The sequence below is a fragment of the Providencia sp. LY12 genome (genome assembly GCF_057621555.1).
In genome coordinates, this window is the sequence record NZ_CM172594.1 from 3,001,533 (window position 1) to 3,021,242 (window position 19,710).

A 19,710-nucleotide genomic window follows, 5' to 3' on the forward strand; every position below is an offset into this window, starting at 1 on the left:
AAATTATTTCAATCGTATTTTTAAAAAAGATGAGAGAATGGTTCCGGGTAAGTTGATAAAAAATCATATATCGCAACTTTCCAATGATTAAGACCGTAACCTTGCTGATTTAACATAATCGCCTTATTAGTGAACAATCTTCTCAGGTCGTCATCACTTTTACCTGAATACTCACCAATTCGAAAATCAGGAGCAATCTCGGTATTGATAAAATCATCAGCCAAAGGGCAAATATTGTCATTAAAATTTATTTTATCTAGTGTAGCTTTAATTCTATTAAACAATATTTCATCGTTCTCAGTAATATCCGGATTAACATAAAATAATGTTCTAACTCTCTGAATGTTATTAATCAATTCACTAGTTAGGCTTATTTTTAGCCAAGAAATATCCCGAATATCATCATAGTAAGGATGAATCAAAACACTCTTGGGATCAATGGAGTTTGGTTCATAAGCTTTTTTATTATTGTTGCAATGGTTACATACTGGTACTAAATTCATCGGATTTACAGATAACGCATGATATTTACTTTCTGGTAAGAAATGGTCAATTACCTCTATCTTATTAGCATTACAATAACTACAACGCCTTACAGCTTGCTCTGTATTGTAGCTAAAAATTTTTTTGTAAAATGCATGAGCATTATGAGCCCGATTATTTGTAGATTTAGATAAATAGTAAGTATATAGCTTAACCAACCAATCATTTCTGATATCAGTTTCAGGTAAGAACATAGAATATTTTGGTAATTCATTAAGTCTCTGCTCCGTAGCCAAACTATCATATTCCTCAGCATACGAATAAATATCTTGGCTTATTCCGTCTAGGTATACTCTAATCTCATTAACACTAATTAGCGCAATGCAAACTGGATATGTATCATTAATGGTGAAATCAGGTTTAGGTATGAAAAACATTTATTTGTTCCTCTGATGTTTATAAATCTCAGATAGAATCAATGACATTCCTTCATCACCCATTTCATGATTAAACTCAGCTAATACCAAATTAAATATCTGCTCTGTTGAAGTGCTTTCGATATCTAGCTGTTTGATAACCTTAGATACCTTATTTTCAATGAGTGTAAAATAACCAGATTTTTTTATCTCTAATCCAAATACCTCACGGGTAAGAGTACTTACACTTTCACCAAATGTTTCGATATTCGGTCTTAATATACTGAATTCGTCACCATAACGCTGAATAACCCAAACGCATTTTTTAGGAACCTCCTGAAGTAAAATGGGAGAGTGGGTGGCTATAATTGCAACTGCATTCCTATCAGTTAGTAACCAAGAAAGTGCTCTAGCATAGGCTGATAGTAGCGGTGGGTGCAAGTACGTTTCAGGCTCATCGTACACGATTAAGCTTTTTTCAATGGTAACCTCATAGACTTAATAAAACCATTTTGTGACCTGAGCTAAGTTCCCGGAAACGTATAATGGCGCTATGTTTTTCGTTCAAAAGGCCCTGTTTTATGTCTTCCTTAGCAATACTCTCTATAAATGACTTAAGATCACTTTCTCTAAAATAGCCATCAATTTCCAGAAAACAAATCATTTTCAGCCAACGATTGCGAAGTGTAGTTGCCCCATAACAAGCAACTAGACTTTTATTAAACTCATGCTCAATAGTGAATGCATTTTTATAATTCCCCGAGCTAAATTCTATAACATCGTCTCTCAACCCAATATAATCATATTCTCTTGAAGTTAGATTATTATTGCTGAGCCCTTTAAATAGTCGGTCAAAGGGACTAAAAGAAATAACAACTAACTTTAACAGCTTTGAGATGCTGTTTTGGATTTTGTTATCTAAAAAATATTCATTAATGATATTATTCAAAAAATAAGACTTACCCACACCATTACTGCCAATTAATACATGCATATTAGTGGGAGGGAAAGAATTTGGCCTGACTTGTGCAATTACGCTAGTTTTTTTATTTTCATTAAGGTGATAATTAAATTCAAAATTAAAATCCGTTAATATTACCCCCCCTCTTGCAATACGTGCTATCCGGTTTAAAAAGTCAGTTTCATTATATTCCCGCATTAATGAGACTGAAAAAACCTGTAGTTTACTAGACTGTATCTTTTCAAAAAGAGACACATTAAATGCAATATCATTCAGTGCGGTCAGAATAGCTTCCCTGATATCAGAGTCTATACTACTGAGTTTTTTATAATATGATTCTCCAGCCCCAACAGAATAAAAACCCGATTCTAGCCGGTTAAATTGAAGAGGAATAAAAGAGTGGTAATTATATTCATCTGCTCCATTGTTGATAAGATTTTTCATTTCATTATCAACTATAATTTTAACTTGACTTTCGAATTTTTTTTGTCCCTCATTGTCATAATAAGATATAAAATATTGAGTCTTATAAGTGTAATCATTCCAGTTATCCTCCATAAGCAATACAAAAGGAGATAGAAATTGATTAACATCAATACTTTGAGATTGTTTAATAACATAAAAATTTATATTCATTATAGTTTCTTTTCAAAGATAAATATGTTGTAGACTAGTTGATTAATATCTATTTATCAAATAAAAACAGCTTTATTAATACCAAAAACTATAATGTTATTGTATACAGACTAAATGTATAATCTTATTCTATGGCTTAAATCGATAATTTAGAAAAAATCATTCAGCTTTTGCAAAGTACTCTTTCCCCTATCAAACATGATAATTAAAATACTGCTACCGAACTTATATATTAACAATGAGACCAATACTGATGCCTACACCATGACCTCCATGTGCACGCCTAGTGCACATGATTGAACCATCTTGAAAATACCCTTTCATAATCAATAAATTGAAAAACTCCGGATGCGGATTCAACTCCCGCCAGCTCCACCAAATATAGTATCATTGATGTTCAGTGATGATTAAAAAAGCCTTCAATTTCATAGTTGAAGGCTTTTTTTATATGTATTAATGGTCAGTTATGTTCAGTGACAAGCAAAAATTTTAGTTATATCATTAGTTATATTCTCTATGTATAACTAAAAGGCGTATAACTACATGGCGCGTACAACAGTTCCACTCAGTGATACCAAGCTTAAATCAGCAAAACCCAAGGATAAAGATTATACGCTGCAAGATGGAAATGGCTTATATCTACTAATCAAAACAACTGGCTCAAAAATATGGCGCTTTAACTACTACCGCCCTATAACCAAGAAACGAGCGCTTATTAGCTTTGGTAGCTATCCTACAGTTAGCCTTTTAGATGCTCGGCTTAAACGTGAAAACGCACGGGAGCTTCTAGCTAAAAATATAGATCCACAAGAACACAAAAAAGCTGAAGAACAACGCCTATTTGAAGAAAAAAATAATACTTTTGAAAAAATAGCTCAGCAGTGGTTCGAAATCAAAAGTAAATCTAGCTTGCAAGAATCAACTTTGAAAGATATTTGGCGTTCTCTTGAGCTACATGTACTTCCTCATGTTGGTGATATAGCAATAACTGATTTAAAAGCTCGCCATTTTATTAGCGCATTAGAACCCTTAAAAGCACAAGGCAAACTAGAATCAGTTAAACGAGTAGCGCAACGCATTAATGAAGTGATGTTTTATGCTGTGAATGTGGGCTTTCTTGATGCTAACCCTGCTGCAAAAATTACCGCTGCCTTTGAAAATCCAGTTGTAAAAAACTTACCTGCATTAAAACCTGATCAGCTTCCTGAATTGATGGCTGCAATCCAAGGAGTCAACATTGAGCGACAAACTTATTGTTTACTGCAATGGCAATTATTAACTATGACTCGCCCAGCCGAAGCAGCCGAAGCAGCATGGTGTGAGATCGATCTTGATAATAAGCTTTGGACTATCCCACCAGCAAGAATGAAGATGAAAAGAGAACATATCATTCCTCTCTCTCCTCAAGCATTGGCAATATTAGAAACTATGAAACCTATAAGCGGTCATAGGGAACACATTTTTCCTAGTATGAAATCACCACACACTAAACCAATGAATAGTCAAACAGTTAATGCGGCTATCAAGCGAGTTGGCTTTGCAGGTCGCCTTGTAGCACACGGATTCCGTTCAATTGCATCAACAGCATTAAATGAGCATGGATTTCAACCTGATGTGATTGAAGCAGTTTTAGCCCATATCGATAGCAATGAGGTGCGACGCGCATATAACCGAGCTATTTATCTCGAACAAAGGCGTGAAATGATGGATTGGTGGGGAGAGTTTGTTGATAAAGCAATGTACTAACGTTAGCATCAATACATATCTATAGCCAGTATAACCAAACTTAATGTTTATATTCATAACATACTATACAAAAAACACTGGTAATGATGCTTTTTAATCATTAGCAAGCTTCATATAAAAGCTTGCTAATCTATAGTTAGTAATTGAATTCATAATAAAATCACTCACTAATCAGTATCTTTTTAATGGTTTTGTGTAAGAACGATTTACCCAACCGCAAATCTGCTCATTTCCTATAGATACTTTAACATAAATCCATTTTCTATTGCTTCTATCTAAAACAGCAACAACAGAATATTTTTCTAATGTTTCTATAACTTCTCCTTTCATGGAAGGATTATCCCGTAATCTAACATTATCAGCAGTAATAATTCTAAAATCGTTTAATACATCCCAATCAATGGATTCGTTTTTGGAAGTAATCAGTTCTTTTGTAAAAGCATTTACAGGTAAACTGCGAACTATCAAATTCCCAGTCTCATTAAACAACTCAAGTGCCTTAGTTTTTATTGAATCATTAACGATAGGAGCAAAGATTTCGAATACAAAGTAAATTATAATTAATTGGTATCGTAGAGGTAGCTCACGAAATTTCTGAACATATAAATTTTTATTTTTAAACTCTTCAAATTTAGCAATGGCATCAGGCTCAAACTCTCTAATTTTATCATTGTTTTGAGCAATATATGCTGCACCTTCAGCAGTATTTGTATAACGATTTGCTATATCAACTATTGACATTAGATCATCAGAGTCAATGCTATCCAAATAGCTACCTGCTGATTTGTATAGCTCTTTAATTGAAATAAGCTCATCTTTTCCTAATACCCATGAACGAACTAAGTCGCTAGTTGCCATACTAGAAGGCATTAAATCTTTGTACTTTTCAACAATTGAGGTATAGGGTTTCATGCTTTCAAGCGTTGCTAATTGAGATGCCCGTAGGGCATTAATCGCAGAGCTAGAAGGCATTAACTCTTTGAATTTTTCAGCCATTGAGGTATAGGGTTTCATGCTTTCAAGCGTTGCTAATTGAGATGCCCGTAGGGCATTAACCGCAGAGCTAGAAGGCATTAACTCTTTGAATTTTTCAGCCATTGAGGTATAGGATTTCATGCTTTCAAGCATTGTTGATTGAGATGCCCGTAGGGCGTTAACCATGGTGTTAGAAGGCATTAAATCTTTGTACCTTTCAGCAATTGAGGTATAGGGCTTCATGCTTTTCAACGTTGCTAATTGAGATGCCCGTAGGTCGTTAACCATGGTGTTAGAAGGCATTAAATCTTTATACCTTTCAGCAATTGAGGTATAGGGCTTCATGCTTTCAAGCATTGTTAATTGAGATGCCCGTAGGGCATTAATCGCAGAGCTAGAAGGCATTAACTCTTTGAATTTTTGAGCAATTGAGGTATAGGGTTTCATGCTTTCAAGCATTGTTAATTGAGATGCCCGTAGGGCGTTAACCATGGTGTTAGAAGGCATTAAATCTTTGTACCTTTCAGCCATTGAGGTATAGGGCTTCATGCTTTCAAGCATTGTTAATTGAGATGCCCGTAGGGCGTTAACCATGGTGTTAGAAGGCATTAACTCTTTGAATTTTTGAGCAATTGAGGTATAGGGTTTCATGCTTTCAAGCATTGTTAATTGAGATGCCCGTAGGGCGTTAACCACGGTATTAGAAGGCATTAAATCTTTGTATATCCCCTCCATCAAAATAGAACTTTCTGTTCCACTCTTATGCAATTCAATTTGCTCAGCCTGAAAGGTATGTTCACTACATTGAGTGCAGCTTAAATTCAAATTTTCTTGGTCAGTTTCCTGTGCCAGTTCTACACCCTTTTTCGATTTTTCCATCAAATATTCTCTTTAAAAACACCCTGAATTTACTCATGATTATTAATATACTACTTTAATGACACTTAAATCTCTAATTACTCTTATCGTAAAATGGCATGCCCAAAAAATCACCATTAAACATAATTGATAGTTTATTTATATTTATCAATTAATTGATATAAAAAGGCCTTCCAGAATTAACTAGAAGGCCTTTCATATGATATTTACTAATTGAACAGTTAACTCATAATATCTACTTTCAAGCAGTAACGACGGCTCAATATCACACCATTAACCTTACACTGCCGAGTGCTTTTACCTTTAGCATCAGTAAGCAGCTTCCCTTCTGAGATCAATTGATTAATGATAAACTTAGGGTCTCCGATGATATTCTCTTTAAAAAATGATGATTTTACTGCGACACACTGTACCTCTTTGATTTGAACAACAATGACAATTAAATTGTTTAGTTTGTCCTTATCTACGAGACTATTTTTCGGTTTGCAGGGATTTTTCAATGTATCTAATAGCTTTTGATTGAAAACAACCTTTTTAATAGGGTTTTGATCTATAGCTTTCAGATAACAATGTGTAACTCCATCAAAAACCTCCTTCTCAGTAAAGGGGAGAACCTTAGTTTTAATACCGAGTATCCCACTTGCGTATGCTAAGGCAAAACGAGTAGCTATACGTTTATCTAATCCATTAGAACCTACTAAATTCTTCTCCAAGAATTTAGTAATATAGCCGTCGAGCTTATTAGTAATATACTCTGGAGATTTTTTGCTAACCTGTGTCAGTATCTTCTGTAAGAACACATCTCCAGCTGTACCATAATAATTATTGCAATTTTCTTTCAAACTCTCTGCATATTCAGCAGATGACGATACACCTTCAGGTAATGAACTAAAAATACCCATATCATTATCACAATCAACAGGAACATCTATGAACCGAGCTAGTTCACCATTCTTACGACTCATTAGGCCAATACTAGCATGTTGGCTTAAAGCTTCTTCTCCGTTGCTTAAAGCGACTAATTGCCAACTTGCCGAACGTTCTTGATAGATATTACTTCTTGACTTTCCAGTACCAGAACCAAGCATATACACAAATTTTTGCATTTTTTGGGCGGCAGTTTGACGATTGGAATCTATTAAAATAAGTTCGTCAGTCAATAGCAATCCATGATTACGAGACTCCGCTTGCTGCTCAAATGCAGCTTCAGTGATGTTCCAATCAAGAATGTATGAGGAATCCCCAAATACAGAAGCTGCTGATTTTAACACTGTACTTTTCCCCGAAGAACTACCACCATAAATATGTTTTCCACCAGATTCTATCTCTGTAAAATAAATACACATGCCAGCAAAAGCTGAACATAAGCAAAGCATAAGGACTATATTTAGCAGTTTCTGCGACCTTATTTTTCCATTGTTCTAATGTGCCTTTAGCCTGACATGAGTAATTAAACGTTCTAGCATTAGGATTTGGAAATATCTTCAAGCCATTATGTCCACATAATACTTCTCCTGAATTTTTAATATAGTAGAGTTCATTATCAACATAAAGAAAACCTGGTTTATTACACAGTACAATTCTTTCATCACAATCACCTAAAATAATATTAAAAACTCCATTAAAGTTTTCATGGATAACTTTAGGTTTAAATCCATTCTCTAATAGAAGGCTTTTAAGTTTATTAGGTACTGCAATTATTGACGCTGGAATTAATAAAAAAACATCCTTATTTTTATTTACATTGAAAAACTCAACTAAACGATAAGATTCTTGCCCTTCATCTTGATATGATAAAGCAACAAGCTTAATATATTTTGAATCTATTTTCTTTCTAGTCATAAAGGCCTCTTTGATAATCACTAAATCACCAAATCACCATTTACAACACCAATATATATTAGTATTATACTAATATATATACATTAACCAGTGTTCATTCCAAAAACTATCAGACTAATCAATCTTCCATATCTACAGGCATACTGGTGCTGTCTAAACAGAGATCTAGAATTTAGTTACTGGAAATTACACTTAAAAAATATGTCACTGAATTTCAGTGTATCTAGCTTAACTAGTGAATCAGCAAACATACGACTATTTGATATACGGCGTTTACTGCTGTGCTTGAGCTTTCCCTCCTTATTAGTAAAAAATGTCATTTCGCACCACATGATTTTAGTTATATACTTGATAACCCCGCCAATATCATTAATTTCATCAACCACCATAGGTCTATTTTTAATGCCTTGCCGAGAGTTTAAATTCTTAGATGAATTCATGTAATTTCTAAGAGATTTAATTTTCTCAATTTCATTAGGTATTAATAAATGAAAATGAGGTTGATAATAACTAGAATTAATGCTCTCATATAAGTGGAGATCTAATTCTAGACTGCCAAAAATAAAGTTATTAAAACCAATAGATTTAAGCTTCTTTCTTAATTTATCCTTTAATAAATTAGGATTGAAATCTGGCAATTCATTTATTGTGATTTTATCTTTATAAAAAATAAGAGTAACAAAAAAATATTTTTTATTTATATAATTACCGAATTGATTAACTATATCTAGCTGCTTAACCTTAATGCATTTAGCACAAGCCAAACTATTACATGGAACATTATCCTCACAATATTGTATCTTTTTAACTAGCTTTTTATAATATTTTTCTTTTGTTAATTTATATGTTAGTTCTAATTGTTTAATTCTTTCGCTATTCTCCATGTTTTCTTTACTATTTCTTCTATTTATACTTCTTCTATTGGAATAGATTTTCATAACATAATACTCTCCTCCAGATAATAAAGATAAAATTATCCATAATCTGATATTTAAAATATGTTAGTTATTAATTATTTTACAGTGCGAGTATTAAGCCATTCTTGAACAGCATTAAGATCATAGCCAACACGTCGAATTCCGATGCGAATACGAGGAGGAAAACCAGCTTTACGCTCAAGATTGTATACTGAGTTCCGAGAACGGACATCAAGGATTAACATCACTTCTGCCATGCTACAAATTTTTATCATCTTACTCATGTGTAACCTCTTTTTGCTCTACGTCTATTAGTTACTGAATGGGTTACAGCATACAAATTAACATACGACTAAAAAAGGGGAGCATTTTTCATTGTTTTACTAACCTAGTTTTTTTATTTCATTCATGATATAGGTGTCGCCTCTTAAATATTTTTTCGCGGTATCAATACTGCTGGTCAACAACACCATTGAACACTCTGAGCAATGGCTACTTAAAGTCGCTTCCGCAACTTTTTCTTGTGTTATTTTTCCCCGAATGCCTCTACATTTTTCAGTGTGAAAGGTTAGTACGTGTTTGGCCTTGATTAAAAATTTTTCTTTCTCTTGTTCAAAGCGTTTTTTATTACCATGGGGTGCAATCTTTAAGTTTTTGAGTGACTTTTTTATTATTTTTAAATATTTATCCTCAACAGAAAGCTCATCTAATAGATTGGAATTAATGCAACTGCCATATAGTGGGTGAGTGAGTTCTAAAGAAGCTATTTCAATTTGTTTTGATGAATAAGGTTTTACTAATATTTCGGTAATCATTCCGTCTCTACTTTCAAGCCCATACTCGAGTATATGCAAAATATGATTTCTACTTGGGTAGACAATTTCATCGTAATTCTTTGTTCCTGTAGTATTGCTATACCCTTTTCCTCGCCAATCTAATACAAACTCGATATGAAGATTTTTCCATATACCGATAATGCTATCCTCAGTATACGCAATACCTTCATTTTTCATTTTTCATTTTTCATTTTTCATTTTTCATTTTTCATTTTTCATTTTTCATTTTTCATTTTTCATTTTTCATTTTTCATTTTTTGTATAATATTTGGTATTGTATGTACAACAATATGATCATTCATATCATTTAGCCCTTTCCATTCATTTATAACTCTTAATAATGAATATTAATGAGCTAATGTATGATTAGCAATCAGATAAAATTAATAAGGCGAATATGAAAACTAAGTGACTTCAACAAAATAAATAGATTCACTATACAACCGCCGTACCTTGTTTCCTCGTAATCCATAGCTGGCGCGGCTTACCTTCTCTTGCTGGTGGCTATCAAAGAAATAGAGATATTCACTGTCCATATGTTCCACCAGCGACCAATGCCACTGATCACCCAGAAGAATAAGCCGACGTGACGTTGTATGAGCGTCTAAGAACACCTGACAAGCAGACAGTATTTTTTGTGTGGTAAGTCCATCTTTGTAACGAAATGGCGTGGTGACGCGTAGAGGAGCCTGTGATGGGTATTTTGAGGCTAGACGCTTAATCAAGTAATCCATTTCAGGAATATCAATGCCTTGAGTTAAGCATTTGTACAGTGACCAGTATTCGCTGTATTCACGCAAAAGATAATTAAATAACGGACGGGGTTTAATGCGCTCTCCATAGAACCATGCACTCATATTCACCAGACTGTAAATCCCACAGAGGCAATCTAAATCCCCTTGCTTCGACGGTATCAACATCAACTCAAACCTTCTATTGATTGTACTGTACTTAATGGGACCACCAGCGCTGGTATTATTTTTTACTTAATTAGTGGGTTTCCCACTGAATGCTAACTTCATAACATTTCATTTTGTGGTATTGAATAAAATTGCGTTGCCACAGTTCAAACAGTGCTCCCCCTCTTCTTCATCAATATCCCCCATCAAAAAATGATAGATATAACCCTGCGACCAACAAATATCGAGTTCCTTTTCAAGCTCAGGATAATAGCTTCCCATGTATGAAAAATCTGTCACATAATCAAACTGCCATTGCTCATGCAACCGTAACAAGCGTATTTCGACAGGATGGAAACCACCTGTTTCAGCGCTATACAATGGGTCTCGAAAATTCATTGTGACCGCCCGAACAAGGGTTAAATCAATCGCTGAGTTAATCACTGAATTATCCAGTTCATTTAATAATAATTGGCTAAAAGCTTGTGCGATAGGCAAGCCTAGCCCTGACTGATAAATAGTCATATAAAGTTGCCTTTAAATAAAAAAGTGGGAATAAACTTGTTAAGCACAACCCAATCATATTTTGGGTATAGTGCCATGTTAATATTTTACCATAACCACTAGCAAAGTAAAGTAATTTATTATTTAAAATCAGATGGTTATGACATTTAGCCATCATTGCTATTTTGATATACCTATCGTGATTTTTATTTATGGCGGGGAATATTGATGTGGAAAGTGAATGAAAGAATAGAAACGTCAAAAGGTAAAATGCCAACCTAATAATAGGCTGGCATAGCAATTAACCTTTGAGTAACGTAACAACAAAACTTTTTTTATCATCCGTGAGCTGCACGGAATAAATTACCGTGACAGAGCCTATTTTTCCCGTTGCTTCCGCAGCACAGAGATAAACGCCTTGTTCTGCATTTTGGCGTTGCGTTCGCACATTCTCAAGCTGCTCATACATCGCCCAACCGACATGTTGATTGACCACTTGTAACGCTAATGCTTTTGTACCATCACTATTACAATTAACGGTACTCTCATTACATCCTGTTAAACCAACCATCGCCGTTAATACGCTTAATTTCATCCACTGGTTAAGTTTCATTTTCACATTGTCACCTTATAGCAGAAAATTCACGGTTATTCCTGCTAATATATCGAGTGCAATCACCACCAACGCCACGTAATACCAAGCACGACGATTCTGTATTTTCACGATAAAGTAAAAACAGCAAACATCCCAAATAAGAATCAATGCTTCTACTTTATTCAATGTCACCTTTTTAGTAATAAAAAATTCAACGATATTTAAGAATAAAATCGGTAAAAACCAAAATAGCCAAAAGGTTTTAACTAATCCAAAGCCCCCGTTGAGCAAACGCTGTTTAAATAAAGCTGGATCATTTAATCCTTTCGCTTCGTTTTCTTCTCGGATTTTTTGCAATTTATTTTTGATAGACATGACTGTTCCTTCAATTAAATGAATTAAGGTTTTTTTCCATGGTGTTGACGTTAGAATGGGTGCAATGCCTTATCGATAGGCAAGGGTAAATATTTAGGCTATTTCAATGACCTTCTATGATTATTAGAGGATGGCTTATTGATGTAACGACTCGGCCATATTGTTTCAGGAGCCGTGCCAATCACATCCGCAATGATCTGTTCAGCTCTTGGGTAAGCTCTTTCTAGCGCATTATTTAACGTTCGAGAAGAAAGCCCATGCTCACGAGACAATTGCGCTAATGTGACCCCTTTTTTATGCAAAGCCGCCACAATATCCGCACGGTGCCAATCCGCAGCGCTTCCTTTTCGGGGCTTTTTTTGAGATGCTACAGGGTTAGACATAGTAATAACTCCACTGTTTAATTCCTCGTCTATTAAAAACCAATTAAAGGGAATTATTAATAGATATCTTTATGATTTTAACATCTTTCTAGTGCGGTTATTTTATCCTTTTGATATATATGGAATTTATAAAAATCATGACTGATAAAAAACAACTAACTGAAATGGATAATGCACCCAAGCTCTGGTTTACCAGTGGGGAGCTTGCGGCTATAGGAAAAGAAAAAGCTGACGATCCAACACGTTACCCTGAATATAAAGAGATGGATATCCCTACCACCGCGAAAGGCGTTAGAGTCCGTCTAGAGTCAATCACAGCTCTTCATCCCCACTTTCGCAAGAAGAACCCGAATAAACGTGGCGACCTCTATCACATTGATGCATTTAAGGTGATCCTAAACACGGATGAAAAAGAGATCATCAAGCAAAACACTCTATCCGCAGAAAGTGCAGATCTTAACCTTTTGCTTGAAATCTATAAATCACTGTCAGTTGAGAAAAGAAAAGCGTTATTAAAAAATGCACTCACAATGAAACAGGAAGAGTTAAATTAGTATCTTTTAATATCTTTTGTTATTTTAATAACTGTATTTCGTCACTGACTCAGAGGCTCTATGCAGTTATCACATCACAACACGCTCGACAGCAGCTATGACCCATTGACAGCTAAAGCCATTGATTATGTCATTCTCATTAACAGAGCGTCACCGAGACGTTTACAGCGTCATTTTCGGATAGGATTTCACCGTGCTGAACGGATCATTTATCAACTTGAGTATTTGGGTGTGATCACGCCTTTGAATCAGTATGATTATCGTGAAGTGCTGGGATACCCAACCCACTACCGCTCTTTTGATGCATCAGCTTTTGTTGCGCCTATTGATACAGCACAACCACCGTTGTTCGCTGAATTACCATTGGATACACAATCCCTAGAATACCGTTGCTTGATTCAGGCTATCATCTGGCAACGTATCGTAGTTTGGGTTGAAGAAATCGAGATTGAAGGTGGTACAGCCAATATCTTGAAATCTGTTTCACCGTTTGAATACCTGATTGATACCCACAGTGATGACATTTATCAGGACACACTCCGCAACAACGCCAGTTCTTACCGTTTTCTTGCCACACTTCGCCCTGAAACCCCGTTAGATGTACTGCTACAGCATGGACGGATTAGTTATCAGCCGTGCTGGAAATTGCCCCGTATAGCACAGGAAGAATGGCAGGGTTTATGGGTGCCAAATGAAGCGGAATGGGAAAGCCTATGTGAGGAAAATATTCATCAGACAAGAGGGATTGGTGAGTGGCCTGACTTACCCCATAAAAGTATGAAACCGTTGGTGCATGGGCTGCAAGAGGATGGTGGGGATTATTTACGGTATTTGATTTATTGGAAAAGCCAGTGTTAATAATTTTAAGCCTAACGTATTAATAATCATAATCTGCAAGGCATAAATCACCTTGTATAACAACATTAATATTTAGAGGAATAATATGAAATATTCATCACTAGTCATTGCCACTGTAACCATCTTCTTATCAACAGCACAGGCAGCAAATTCACCTTTCCAAGGTCCTGTAGAATACAAAAGCAAACATGGAATACTAGAAATAACACCTAGCCAAAATGATGCACCAAAGTTCGATTTCCAAATTAATGCCAATATTGATATGTATGTCTGCGAAGCTGAAGGTACTGCCTATATCACAGAAAGGGACTCATCTTTAGATACTTGGAATGCTACTGCTTTAGTCAGTACAGATAATGATTTTGATGAACAATATTGCAAAATGGAATTTTCTAAAGATAAGTCAGGAAAAATCGTAATCAAAACAAACTTTGGCTGCTCGGGTCAATGTGATATAGGGGCTGAAGGTGCAATGGATGGCGTGTATAAAAAATAACCCCTAATTTTACACTATTGCTATTAATATATTTTATAATATCTAACATAATTAAGCCGATTATACTTTATCTGTTCATTTATGTTAGTTTCTTACTCTCAATTCACTTTCCATTAATTGAGACGGCACAGCACAAGCACCGTTATTCACCGAATTACCACTGGATACACAACCCCTAGAATACCGTTACTTGATTCAGGCTATCCTCTGGCAGCGTATTGTAGTTTCGGTTGAAGAAATCAAGATCGAAGGCAGTACAGCTAATATATTGCAATCTGTCTCACCGTTTGAATACCTGACCGATACTAACAGCGATGGCATTTATCAGTATACCTTCAACAACAACGCCAGCCCTTACCGTTTCTTTGTCATCAGCACAGAGTGGTCCGCAGCACCTTGACATTAAAAAGGGATCAATTTATCATTCAGGCCTCTAAATAACTATTGTAACTTCATTTAATACCAAGAGGCTCAGCAGAGTTTTTTCAAAAAAATGGAGTTATTGTGTAATGAAAAAATTAATTAGATTTTCCATTATTATTTTAGAGTTTGTGCTGGTTTTATTAGATTAAACCTTTGTTCCCCCTTCAATTGAAGGGGGGATCACATTTAAGGATTATGTATACTTATGAGTCTTCTTCCTTGTGTCGAAAATTATAATCATGCCATTAAGGTAGATTCAGAATCATCACTAGAGTACCAACTAGAAAAAGTCATGTATTTTAGTTCAAAAGTAGATTCTATTGTAGTGAAAGGAAGAGACACTTATTATATTGGTGAGCCTGAGTATCAATACAATTTGGATTCATTGATAAATAATTTTTCTACTCTGATTGAGTATTTTTATTCTTATGTTGCTTACTCTATTATTGGAACAATAAAACTAGACCTAGTAAAAATAACTTATGAGTATCCAAGTGATAAAAAAACAAAAGATAAAATAAGGAAAAACCTATTTAATACTTTAAAAATAGGAGTATTGGAAAAAGCAAAAGACCATGATTTTGAAAAGAAATGCTCTAGTTTTTTTGATGAATATTCAAAAATTTTTTTCTCTTCTAAATATCACGAAATTTATGTATTAAATAATTATATAAAACATAATAAAATGTTATTAGGTTATGCTCCATTAGTAAATTTAAATTCCAAACCTTTCTCATTTGCTTATATTAGAATTGAAAATCATAATAATAATTTAATAAATAATTCCATTTTAAAAAATCTATCTAAACATCCATATGATGAAATACATCACCTAACCTCTTCAGAGTCTAATAATGATGATAAATTTTATTTTTTTGGATTCATCGGTGGTATAAAACTTTTAAACATCAATGGAATAGACTATATCAAAGGGAGCGATTCCGCAGGGATAACTATTGAGTCTATAATGGATGTGACAAAAAAATTATGCCTAGATATTTTAGATGTCATAGAGAAAAATAAACAAGGCCATATTACGCTGCTAAACAAAATAGGGAAAATGAGAGATATGCTAATAAATAGTAGAGATTATAATGTTTTTAATAAAATGAAAAACTAATCCATTGGTATTCCACATATTAATCATAGTTATTTTATTAAAAAATTCGTGTTGTTTTTTATTCTAAATATTGAGCTTACTTAAAAAACATCTAATAACTATCCAAATCTACATCTCCTTTATTTATGTCGCCAGCTGAATCTAGCATCACTTTAATTAATGAAATTGCTCTCTGCCCATGAAACAATATCCTTAAAAAAATTCCATCCATTATTGCAAACTCTGTTTTACCATTACCAATGAAAATTACTTCTCCTTTATATTTAAAAGGCTTGTTACTCGTGTTGTCTAGACGTCCTCTCTCTTTTTTAGTTGCAAATCTTACTTGTAATCCTTCTTTTATACACTCGTTGAGTAGTCCATCAATAGATATCGCCATACAGACATGCTTTCGGCCAAATAAAATATCAAATTTATATTTATCTGGTATGCAACGACTAAATATAGGTAAGGCCAGTGGTATTTTCATACTGTCTAATAAACTAACCCTAGGACAATCTGATGAGCCACCACAACCGTCAAACCAAAGATTAAATGCTATATGCCCCCCCTTCCGCATATGCTCGGATGAGTAGATTCCCAAAAATAAACAATTATCTATTACATCAATAACATAACTTTCTTCATCTGATTTTTCTAATGCGCTTTCAAGCCGATCATCCCATGTGGTTATCTCAAAGAATTGTTCTGGTATATATATTTTATCTTGAGTATCTGGATCTACACCTATACCTGTTGAAAGAACTTTAGAAACATGTGACATTCTACTTGCTTGCCTAAACATTCTTTGAAGCTGCTTCAGTGCGCTAGTACCTTCCTTTTTAGTGAAGTAAAATAAAGATCTGTCGCAACGTGAGCTAATATAAAAGTTCATGAATTCTCCTATTTTAGAATTCATTTCTCCTTCTTTAACTTCACATAACCTGATACCTTTCTCAGGCTCAAACATTAATAAATCTCCAACTTGAATGAATGATGTTAGATCCGATATTAATGGTACTGAATCAGGTTTATCTTTACGCAGCTCTTTCGCAGCAAAAACAACAGAATCAAAATTGCAATTATATAAATCAGGCTGTTTTACAGCCTTAAAAAATCTTCTTCCATAACATAATTGTTGACCTAATAGCTGCCATGCAATTGCATCAGCAATCCCTCGGAGCAAAAGCTCTTGTGGGTAATCAATCTTATCACTACCTTGAATGATGGAAATAATACAATCTTGTGCTTCGTTCATGCCTTTATTAGCTGAAGCATAGAAATCTTTTTTAAACTGCGAATCATGAATTAAATCATCGGCATTTGTGATTTTATCCCAAAGCTGGCTAGACCCCCTACAAGCTTTATCATACAAATCCTGTATTAGCTCCTCATATTCTACCGGGAATATTTGTTGTTTTAATGTTTCAACTGCATCATATTTAGATTTGTATTTTTTCTTACCCATCAGATTTCACTTCCCTTCAATAACAAACAATAATTCCTTTACGTAGAATAAAGGATAAAGGTGCTTTTAGTCATAACCTAAATTAACGTTCTTATCTTCACTGTAGTATTGTTTTAGTTATAAAATAATTACCGCTAAATTAAAATTCAACTGATTCCAGCCCGCCAATTCATCATTAGCGGGCTTTTTTATGTCCTGCGCAGCCTAATATAACCTAACTACCACAACCACTTTAGACTGCCTCCAACAACCCATCAATGATGCATCATTTCATGCACAATATCCTTACCGCTCATAGAATATGGATAATACGTTGGCCAATTATCTAATTGAGTCAATAAAGCCTCTTGAGATTCATTTCCCATATAGAGATGAAAATGCCCAGCTTTTTCTGGCGCAATAATATGATCACTAAATTGAATAAACTTAGGGGCTTGGCTATCTTTATCCTTACACTCAAATAAATAACGGACGCCCTTCTTACCTGAAGAATAATTTAAAACTCGGTAACCCGCGTAATCATATTGGCACTGAGAGACTTTATCCCCTCGGTGAAATTCAATAATATTATTCTCAATGCCAATCATATCCACATCAGTTTTATACCCTTTGGCATAATAATCTCGATATTCTTGCGCTGTTTTATCCTTATTCTTTGCAGCCTTATTCTGCATTACGGGATCTAACGTTCCATTAGCAAGATAAGGCTCCACAGATTGCCAAACACCGTCCCAATCACTCAATTGACGGTCTTTAACATCACTATTATCAAAAATACCTTTTGCAGCATTGCGTTGTGCTTCCGTTTGCGGCTTATCATGATGATGTTCATGCGCCATCGCTGTGTAACTGAATAAACTAGTAAGCACAAGCAATGAAAGAATATTTTTTACCATCATTTTTCTTCTCTCGTTTGAACAAAATTCCCAAAACGCTTATTAAAGCGAGCAACATTCCCTTCCTGTGAATGGGTTTTCTGTTTCCCTGTATAAAACGGGTGTGAATGAGAGGACACATCGAGAAGAACATATGGATAACTTTGCCCTTCAAACTCAACAGTTCTCTCTGTTTTTATCGTCGACCCAACTTTGAAATACACATCAGCAGCGGTATCGTGAAAAATCACTGTCCGATAATCCGGATGAATATTCGGCTTCATAGTCTCTCCAATTGTTATGTTATAATATAACAATAATATTTTTTTTCATCGTTGACTACTCTTTTTTGGCCTTAATATTTGTATGGTTTATTCAGTTTATTGTTGGCTGATGATTAAAAATACCAAACAGTACGATCGGAAAGCCAAACGAGGACGATGAAACAAATCCAAAGTTGATGGTAAAAATTGCAGTCAATGATGAGTAATGAAAGCGTTTAATGATCAATAGCAATTCATTTTTATAAGAAGAGAATTAAGGTAGAAGCAATTCTAAACTCACGATTTTGATAACAATTAATACTCCGCTATCGCCCTACCCATAGAAAATTCACCGTTCAAAACATCATGTTAACTATATATTTCTCATCAAGGGCTCCAACTTGACAGTATTTAATCCGACATAACTACTATTAAGTTACTATTTAGATAAAACAACTGTATTTTTGAATTGGTAAGGATAAACATCCGTATTTTATCGTATCGTTTACCTGAAAAATGACGCCCTGCTCTATGATTGTTTCATTAAATTTAATATAAGAATAAAGAAATAACCTAATTTAGTCTGAACTAAACAATTTTAATAAAAAAAACTAATGATTATTTTTATATCTTACTCGTCTACGCATTTGAGGTTTTATACTTATTTAATTAGAATTTTTGCCTATTGATGTTAAGCACTACTCAAACTTATATGTCATGAAGGAAATGAAAATGACAGGAAAATATCCTATTGCCAAAATAGTGGGGAGCAGAATAAAGAAACTTAGAAAAGAATACGGATTAACAGGAACAGAAGTAGCAGCGTATCTCAATGTGAGTCAACAACAGTATTCTCGTTATGAGCGTGGTATCAATAGAATTGATATAGATTCGCTCGTTATAATAGCTGACTTCTTCAAAATAAGTATACATTACTTCTTTGAAGACATCTCCATCGCACAAGTAAATAATAGAGCGGTGCAAGCAGAAATATATTAATAATGAATACCTGCATTCGAAGTTACGCTCTAAATTTTAAGGATCTCCTTATATTTATCCTATCATTTAACGAATAATCTATGCTCACATTTTAGGGCACTATAATTCATTAGAGTTAATGAACATTACGCTTCCATTAAATTACTGTGGTATCAATATATTGATATCACGTTATTAACCTGCTAAGGCACAGTCTTAGCCTATTAAAATTAGTATTACATAAAGGAT

Annotated in this window: 23 protein-coding genes and 1 pseudogene; 7 read left to right on the forward strand and 17 right to left on the reverse strand. The window is 34.3% G+C overall.

The features are described 5' to 3' along the window. Positions 1-20: 20 nt before the first annotated feature. Genes ACY3ZI_RS14495 through ACY3ZI_RS14505 form a run of 3 tightly spaced genes read right to left on the reverse strand, consistent with a single transcriptional unit; the run spans position 21 to position 2,496 of the window. The gene (locus tag ACY3ZI_RS14495) at positions 21-920 is read right to left on the reverse strand and encodes an HNH endonuclease (RefSeq protein ID WP_487375412.1); all 900 of its coding nucleotides are present in this window, start codon (positions 918-920) and stop codon (positions 21-23) included. Next, positions 921-1,364 (reverse strand): hypothetical protein, encoded by a 444-nt coding sequence (locus ACY3ZI_RS14500; RefSeq protein WP_487375413.1) that lies wholly within the window; start codon positions 1,362-1,364, stop codon positions 921-923. It abuts the gene before it with no gap. A gap of 25 nt (positions 1,365-1,389) precedes the next feature. Next, positions 1,390-2,496 (reverse strand): hypothetical protein, encoded by a 1,107-nt coding sequence (locus tag ACY3ZI_RS14505; protein WP_487375414.1) that lies wholly within the window; start codon positions 2,494-2,496, stop codon positions 1,390-1,392. A 543-nt stretch (positions 2,497-3,039) separates the two neighbouring features. On the opposite strand from ACY3ZI_RS14505, the gene ACY3ZI_RS14510 reads away from it, so the two are divergent. After that, on the forward strand, positions 3,040-4,242 hold the full coding sequence (locus ACY3ZI_RS14510) for an integrase domain-containing protein (RefSeq protein ID WP_487375415.1): 1,203 nt from the start codon (positions 3,040-3,042) through the stop codon (positions 4,240-4,242). A 171-nt stretch (positions 4,243-4,413) separates the two neighbouring features. On the opposite strand, the gene ACY3ZI_RS14515 is transcribed toward ACY3ZI_RS14510, so the two are convergent. The 11 genes and pseudogenes from ACY3ZI_RS14515 to ACY3ZI_RS14565 form a co-directional block, all read right to left on the reverse strand. Continuing rightward, entirely contained in the window at positions 4,414-6,096 is a 1,683-nt protein-coding gene (locus tag ACY3ZI_RS14515; RefSeq protein ID WP_487375416.1) for an SH3 domain-containing protein, read from the reverse strand. Between the two features lie 221 nt (positions 6,097-6,317). After that, a complete protein-coding gene (locus ACY3ZI_RS14520; protein WP_487375417.1) occupies positions 6,318-7,472 on the reverse strand; it encodes a DUF927 domain-containing protein in 1,155 nt (384 codons plus the stop codon). After that, entirely contained in the window at positions 7,387-7,938 is a 552-nt protein-coding gene (locus ACY3ZI_RS14525; RefSeq protein ID WP_487375418.1) for a hypothetical protein, read from the reverse strand. The genes ACY3ZI_RS14520 and ACY3ZI_RS14525 overlap by 86 nt, the downstream gene beginning before the upstream one ends. Positions 7,939-8,114: 176 nt before the next feature. Then, complete coding sequence (locus tag ACY3ZI_RS14530; RefSeq protein ID WP_487375419.1) at positions 8,115-8,876, reverse strand: hypothetical protein; 762 nt, start codon at positions 8,874-8,876, stop codon at positions 8,115-8,117. 74 nt (positions 8,877-8,950) lie between these two features. Then, positions 8,951-9,139 (reverse strand): helix-turn-helix transcriptional regulator, encoded by a 189-nt coding sequence (locus ACY3ZI_RS14535; RefSeq protein WP_140172276.1) that lies wholly within the window; start codon positions 9,137-9,139, stop codon positions 8,951-8,953. Between the two features lie 99 nt (positions 9,140-9,238). After that, positions 9,239-9,868 carry a hypothetical protein gene (locus ACY3ZI_RS14540; protein ID WP_487375420.1) on the reverse strand — a complete coding sequence of 210 codons (630 nt, stop codon included), beginning with the start codon at positions 9,866-9,868 and terminating at the stop codon, positions 9,239-9,241. Between the two features lie 227 nt (positions 9,869-10,095). Further along, positions 10,096-10,611, reverse strand: coding sequence for a hypothetical protein (locus tag ACY3ZI_RS14545; RefSeq protein ID WP_487375421.1), 516 nt, complete (start codon positions 10,609-10,611; stop codon positions 10,096-10,098). 70 nt (positions 10,612-10,681) lie between these two features. Further along, positions 10,682-11,115, reverse strand: a pseudogene (locus ACY3ZI_RS14550) (DUF2787 family protein). Positions 11,116-11,395: 280 nt separating this feature from the next. Next, positions 11,396-11,713 carry a hypothetical protein gene (locus tag ACY3ZI_RS14555; RefSeq protein ID WP_487375422.1) on the reverse strand — a complete coding sequence of 106 codons (318 nt, stop codon included), beginning with the start codon at positions 11,711-11,713 and terminating at the stop codon, positions 11,396-11,398. 9 nt (positions 11,714-11,722) lie between these two features. Continuing rightward, positions 11,723-12,064 carry a hypothetical protein gene (locus ACY3ZI_RS14560; RefSeq protein ID WP_196738815.1) on the reverse strand — a complete coding sequence of 114 codons (342 nt, stop codon included), beginning with the start codon at positions 12,062-12,064 and terminating at the stop codon, positions 11,723-11,725. A gap of 98 nt (positions 12,065-12,162) precedes the next feature. Beyond that, entirely contained in the window at positions 12,163-12,447 is a 285-nt protein-coding gene (locus ACY3ZI_RS14565; protein WP_087802311.1) for a helix-turn-helix domain-containing protein, read from the reverse strand. 137 nt (positions 12,448-12,584) lie between these two features. Here ACY3ZI_RS14565 and ACY3ZI_RS14570 point away from each other — a divergent pair, with 137 nt between their 5' ends. From ACY3ZI_RS14570 to ACY3ZI_RS14590, 5 genes are all read left to right on the forward strand, one after another. Continuing rightward, positions 12,585-13,001: a hypothetical protein gene (locus tag ACY3ZI_RS14570; RefSeq protein ID WP_487375423.1), complete on the forward strand. Its 417-nt coding sequence runs from the start codon at positions 12,585-12,587 to the stop codon at positions 12,999-13,001. A 60-nt stretch (positions 13,002-13,061) separates the two neighbouring features. Then, positions 13,062-13,859 carry a DNA translocase FtsK gene (locus tag ACY3ZI_RS14575; RefSeq protein ID WP_487375424.1) on the forward strand — a complete coding sequence of 266 codons (798 nt, stop codon included), beginning with the start codon at positions 13,062-13,064 and terminating at the stop codon, positions 13,857-13,859. An 85-nt stretch (positions 13,860-13,944) separates the two neighbouring features. Continuing rightward, positions 13,945-14,355 carry a hypothetical protein gene (locus tag ACY3ZI_RS14580; protein ID WP_487375425.1) on the forward strand — a complete coding sequence of 137 codons (411 nt, stop codon included), beginning with the start codon at positions 13,945-13,947 and terminating at the stop codon, positions 14,353-14,355. Positions 14,356-14,545: 190 nt separating this feature from the next. Continuing rightward, positions 14,546-14,755 carry a hypothetical protein gene (locus tag ACY3ZI_RS14585; protein WP_487375426.1) on the forward strand — a complete coding sequence of 70 codons (210 nt, stop codon included), beginning with the start codon at positions 14,546-14,548 and terminating at the stop codon, positions 14,753-14,755. 228 nt (positions 14,756-14,983) lie between these two features. Beyond that, entirely contained in the window at positions 14,984-15,898 is a 915-nt protein-coding gene (locus ACY3ZI_RS14590; protein ID WP_487375427.1) for a hypothetical protein, read from the forward strand. Positions 15,899-15,989: 91 nt separating this feature from the next. On the opposite strand, the gene ACY3ZI_RS14595 is transcribed toward ACY3ZI_RS14590, so the two are convergent. The 3 genes from ACY3ZI_RS14595 to ACY3ZI_RS14605 all read right to left on the reverse strand — a co-directional run bounded on the left by ACY3ZI_RS14595 (position 15,990) and on the right by ACY3ZI_RS14605 (position 18,504). Beyond that, positions 15,990-17,345: a hypothetical protein gene (locus ACY3ZI_RS14595; RefSeq protein ID WP_487375428.1), complete on the reverse strand. Its 1,356-nt coding sequence runs from the start codon at positions 17,343-17,345 to the stop codon at positions 15,990-15,992. A 254-nt stretch (positions 17,346-17,599) separates the two neighbouring features. After that, positions 17,600-18,241 carry a metal-binding protein ZinT gene (zinT, locus tag ACY3ZI_RS14600; RefSeq protein ID WP_410431442.1) on the reverse strand — a complete coding sequence of 214 codons (642 nt, stop codon included), beginning with the start codon at positions 18,239-18,241 and terminating at the stop codon, positions 17,600-17,602. Continuing rightward, the gene (locus tag ACY3ZI_RS14605; protein WP_036951056.1) at positions 18,241-18,504 is read right to left on the reverse strand and encodes a type B 50S ribosomal protein L31; all 264 of its coding nucleotides are present in this window, start codon (positions 18,502-18,504) and stop codon (positions 18,241-18,243) included. Before ACY3ZI_RS14605 ends, zinT begins: the two co-directional genes overlap by 1 nt. A gap of 711 nt (positions 18,505-19,215) precedes the next feature. Here ACY3ZI_RS14605 and ACY3ZI_RS14610 point away from each other — a divergent pair. Further along, positions 19,216-19,482, forward strand: a complete 267-nt coding sequence (locus tag ACY3ZI_RS14610; RefSeq protein ID WP_036951058.1) for a helix-turn-helix domain-containing protein — start codon at positions 19,216-19,218, stop codon at positions 19,480-19,482. Positions 19,483-19,710: the final 228 nt, after the last annotated feature.

Bases quoted from the DNA above. Each gene is read 5' to 3' on its own strand.
- ACY3ZI_RS14570 (WP_487375423.1), top strand. From the start codon at position 12,585: ATGACTGATAAAAAACAACTAACTGAAATGGATAATGCACCCAAGCTC.
- ACY3ZI_RS14560 (WP_196738815.1), bottom strand. From the start codon at position 12,064: ATGTCTATCAAAAATAAATTGCAAAAAATCCGAGAAGAAAACGAAGCG.
- ACY3ZI_RS14520 (WP_487375417.1), bottom strand. From the start codon at position 7,472: ATGCTTTGCTTATGTTCAGCTTTTGCTGGCATGTGTATTTATTTTACA.
- ACY3ZI_RS14580 (WP_487375425.1), top strand. From the start codon at position 13,945: ATGAAATATTCATCACTAGTCATTGCCACTGTAACCATCTTCTTATCA.
- ACY3ZI_RS14590 (WP_487375427.1), top strand. From the start codon at position 14,984: ATGAGTCTTCTTCCTTGTGTCGAAAATTATAATCATGCCATTAAGGTA.
- ACY3ZI_RS14530 (WP_487375419.1), bottom strand. From the start codon at position 8,876: ATGAAAATCTATTCCAATAGAAGAAGTATAAATAGAAGAAATAGTAAA.
- ACY3ZI_RS14515 (WP_487375416.1), bottom strand. From the start codon at position 6,096: ATGGAAAAATCGAAAAAGGGTGTAGAACTGGCACAGGAAACTGACCAA.
- ACY3ZI_RS14565 (WP_087802311.1), bottom strand. From the start codon at position 12,447: ATGTCTAACCCTGTAGCATCTCAAAAAAAGCCCCGAAAAGGAAGCGCT.
- ACY3ZI_RS14525 (WP_487375418.1), bottom strand. From the start codon at position 7,938: ATGACTAGAAAGAAAATAGATTCAAAATATATTAAGCTTGTTGCTTTA.
- ACY3ZI_RS14495 (WP_487375412.1), bottom strand. From the start codon at position 920: ATGTTTTTCATACCTAAACCTGATTTCACCATTAATGATACATATCCA.
- ACY3ZI_RS14595 (WP_487375428.1), bottom strand. From the start codon at position 17,345: ATGGGTAAGAAAAAATACAAATCTAAATATGATGCAGTTGAAACATTA.
- ACY3ZI_RS14505 (WP_487375414.1), bottom strand. From the start codon at position 2,496: ATGAATATAAATTTTTATGTTATTAAACAATCTCAAAGTATTGATGTT.
- ACY3ZI_RS14610 (WP_036951058.1), top strand. From the start codon at position 19,216: ATGACAGGAAAATATCCTATTGCCAAAATAGTGGGGAGCAGAATAAAG.
- ACY3ZI_RS14575 (WP_487375424.1), top strand. From the start codon at position 13,062: ATGCAGTTATCACATCACAACACGCTCGACAGCAGCTATGACCCATTG.
- ACY3ZI_RS14605 (WP_036951056.1), bottom strand. From the start codon at position 18,504: ATGAAGCCGAATATTCATCCGGATTATCGGACAGTGATTTTTCACGAT.
- ACY3ZI_RS14545 (WP_487375421.1), bottom strand. From the start codon at position 10,611: ATGTTGATACCGTCGAAGCAAGGGGATTTAGATTGCCTCTGTGGGATT.
- zinT (WP_410431442.1), bottom strand. From the start codon at position 18,241: ATGGTAAAAAATATTCTTTCATTGCTTGTGCTTACTAGTTTATTCAGT.
- ACY3ZI_RS14540 (WP_487375420.1), bottom strand. From the start codon at position 9,868: ATGAAAAATGAAGGTATTGCGTATACTGAGGATAGCATTATCGGTATA.
- ACY3ZI_RS14510 (WP_487375415.1), top strand. From the start codon at position 3,040: ATGGCGCGTACAACAGTTCCACTCAGTGATACCAAGCTTAAATCAGCA.
- ACY3ZI_RS14535 (WP_140172276.1), bottom strand. From the start codon at position 9,139: ATGAGTAAGATGATAAAAATTTGTAGCATGGCAGAAGTGATGTTAATC.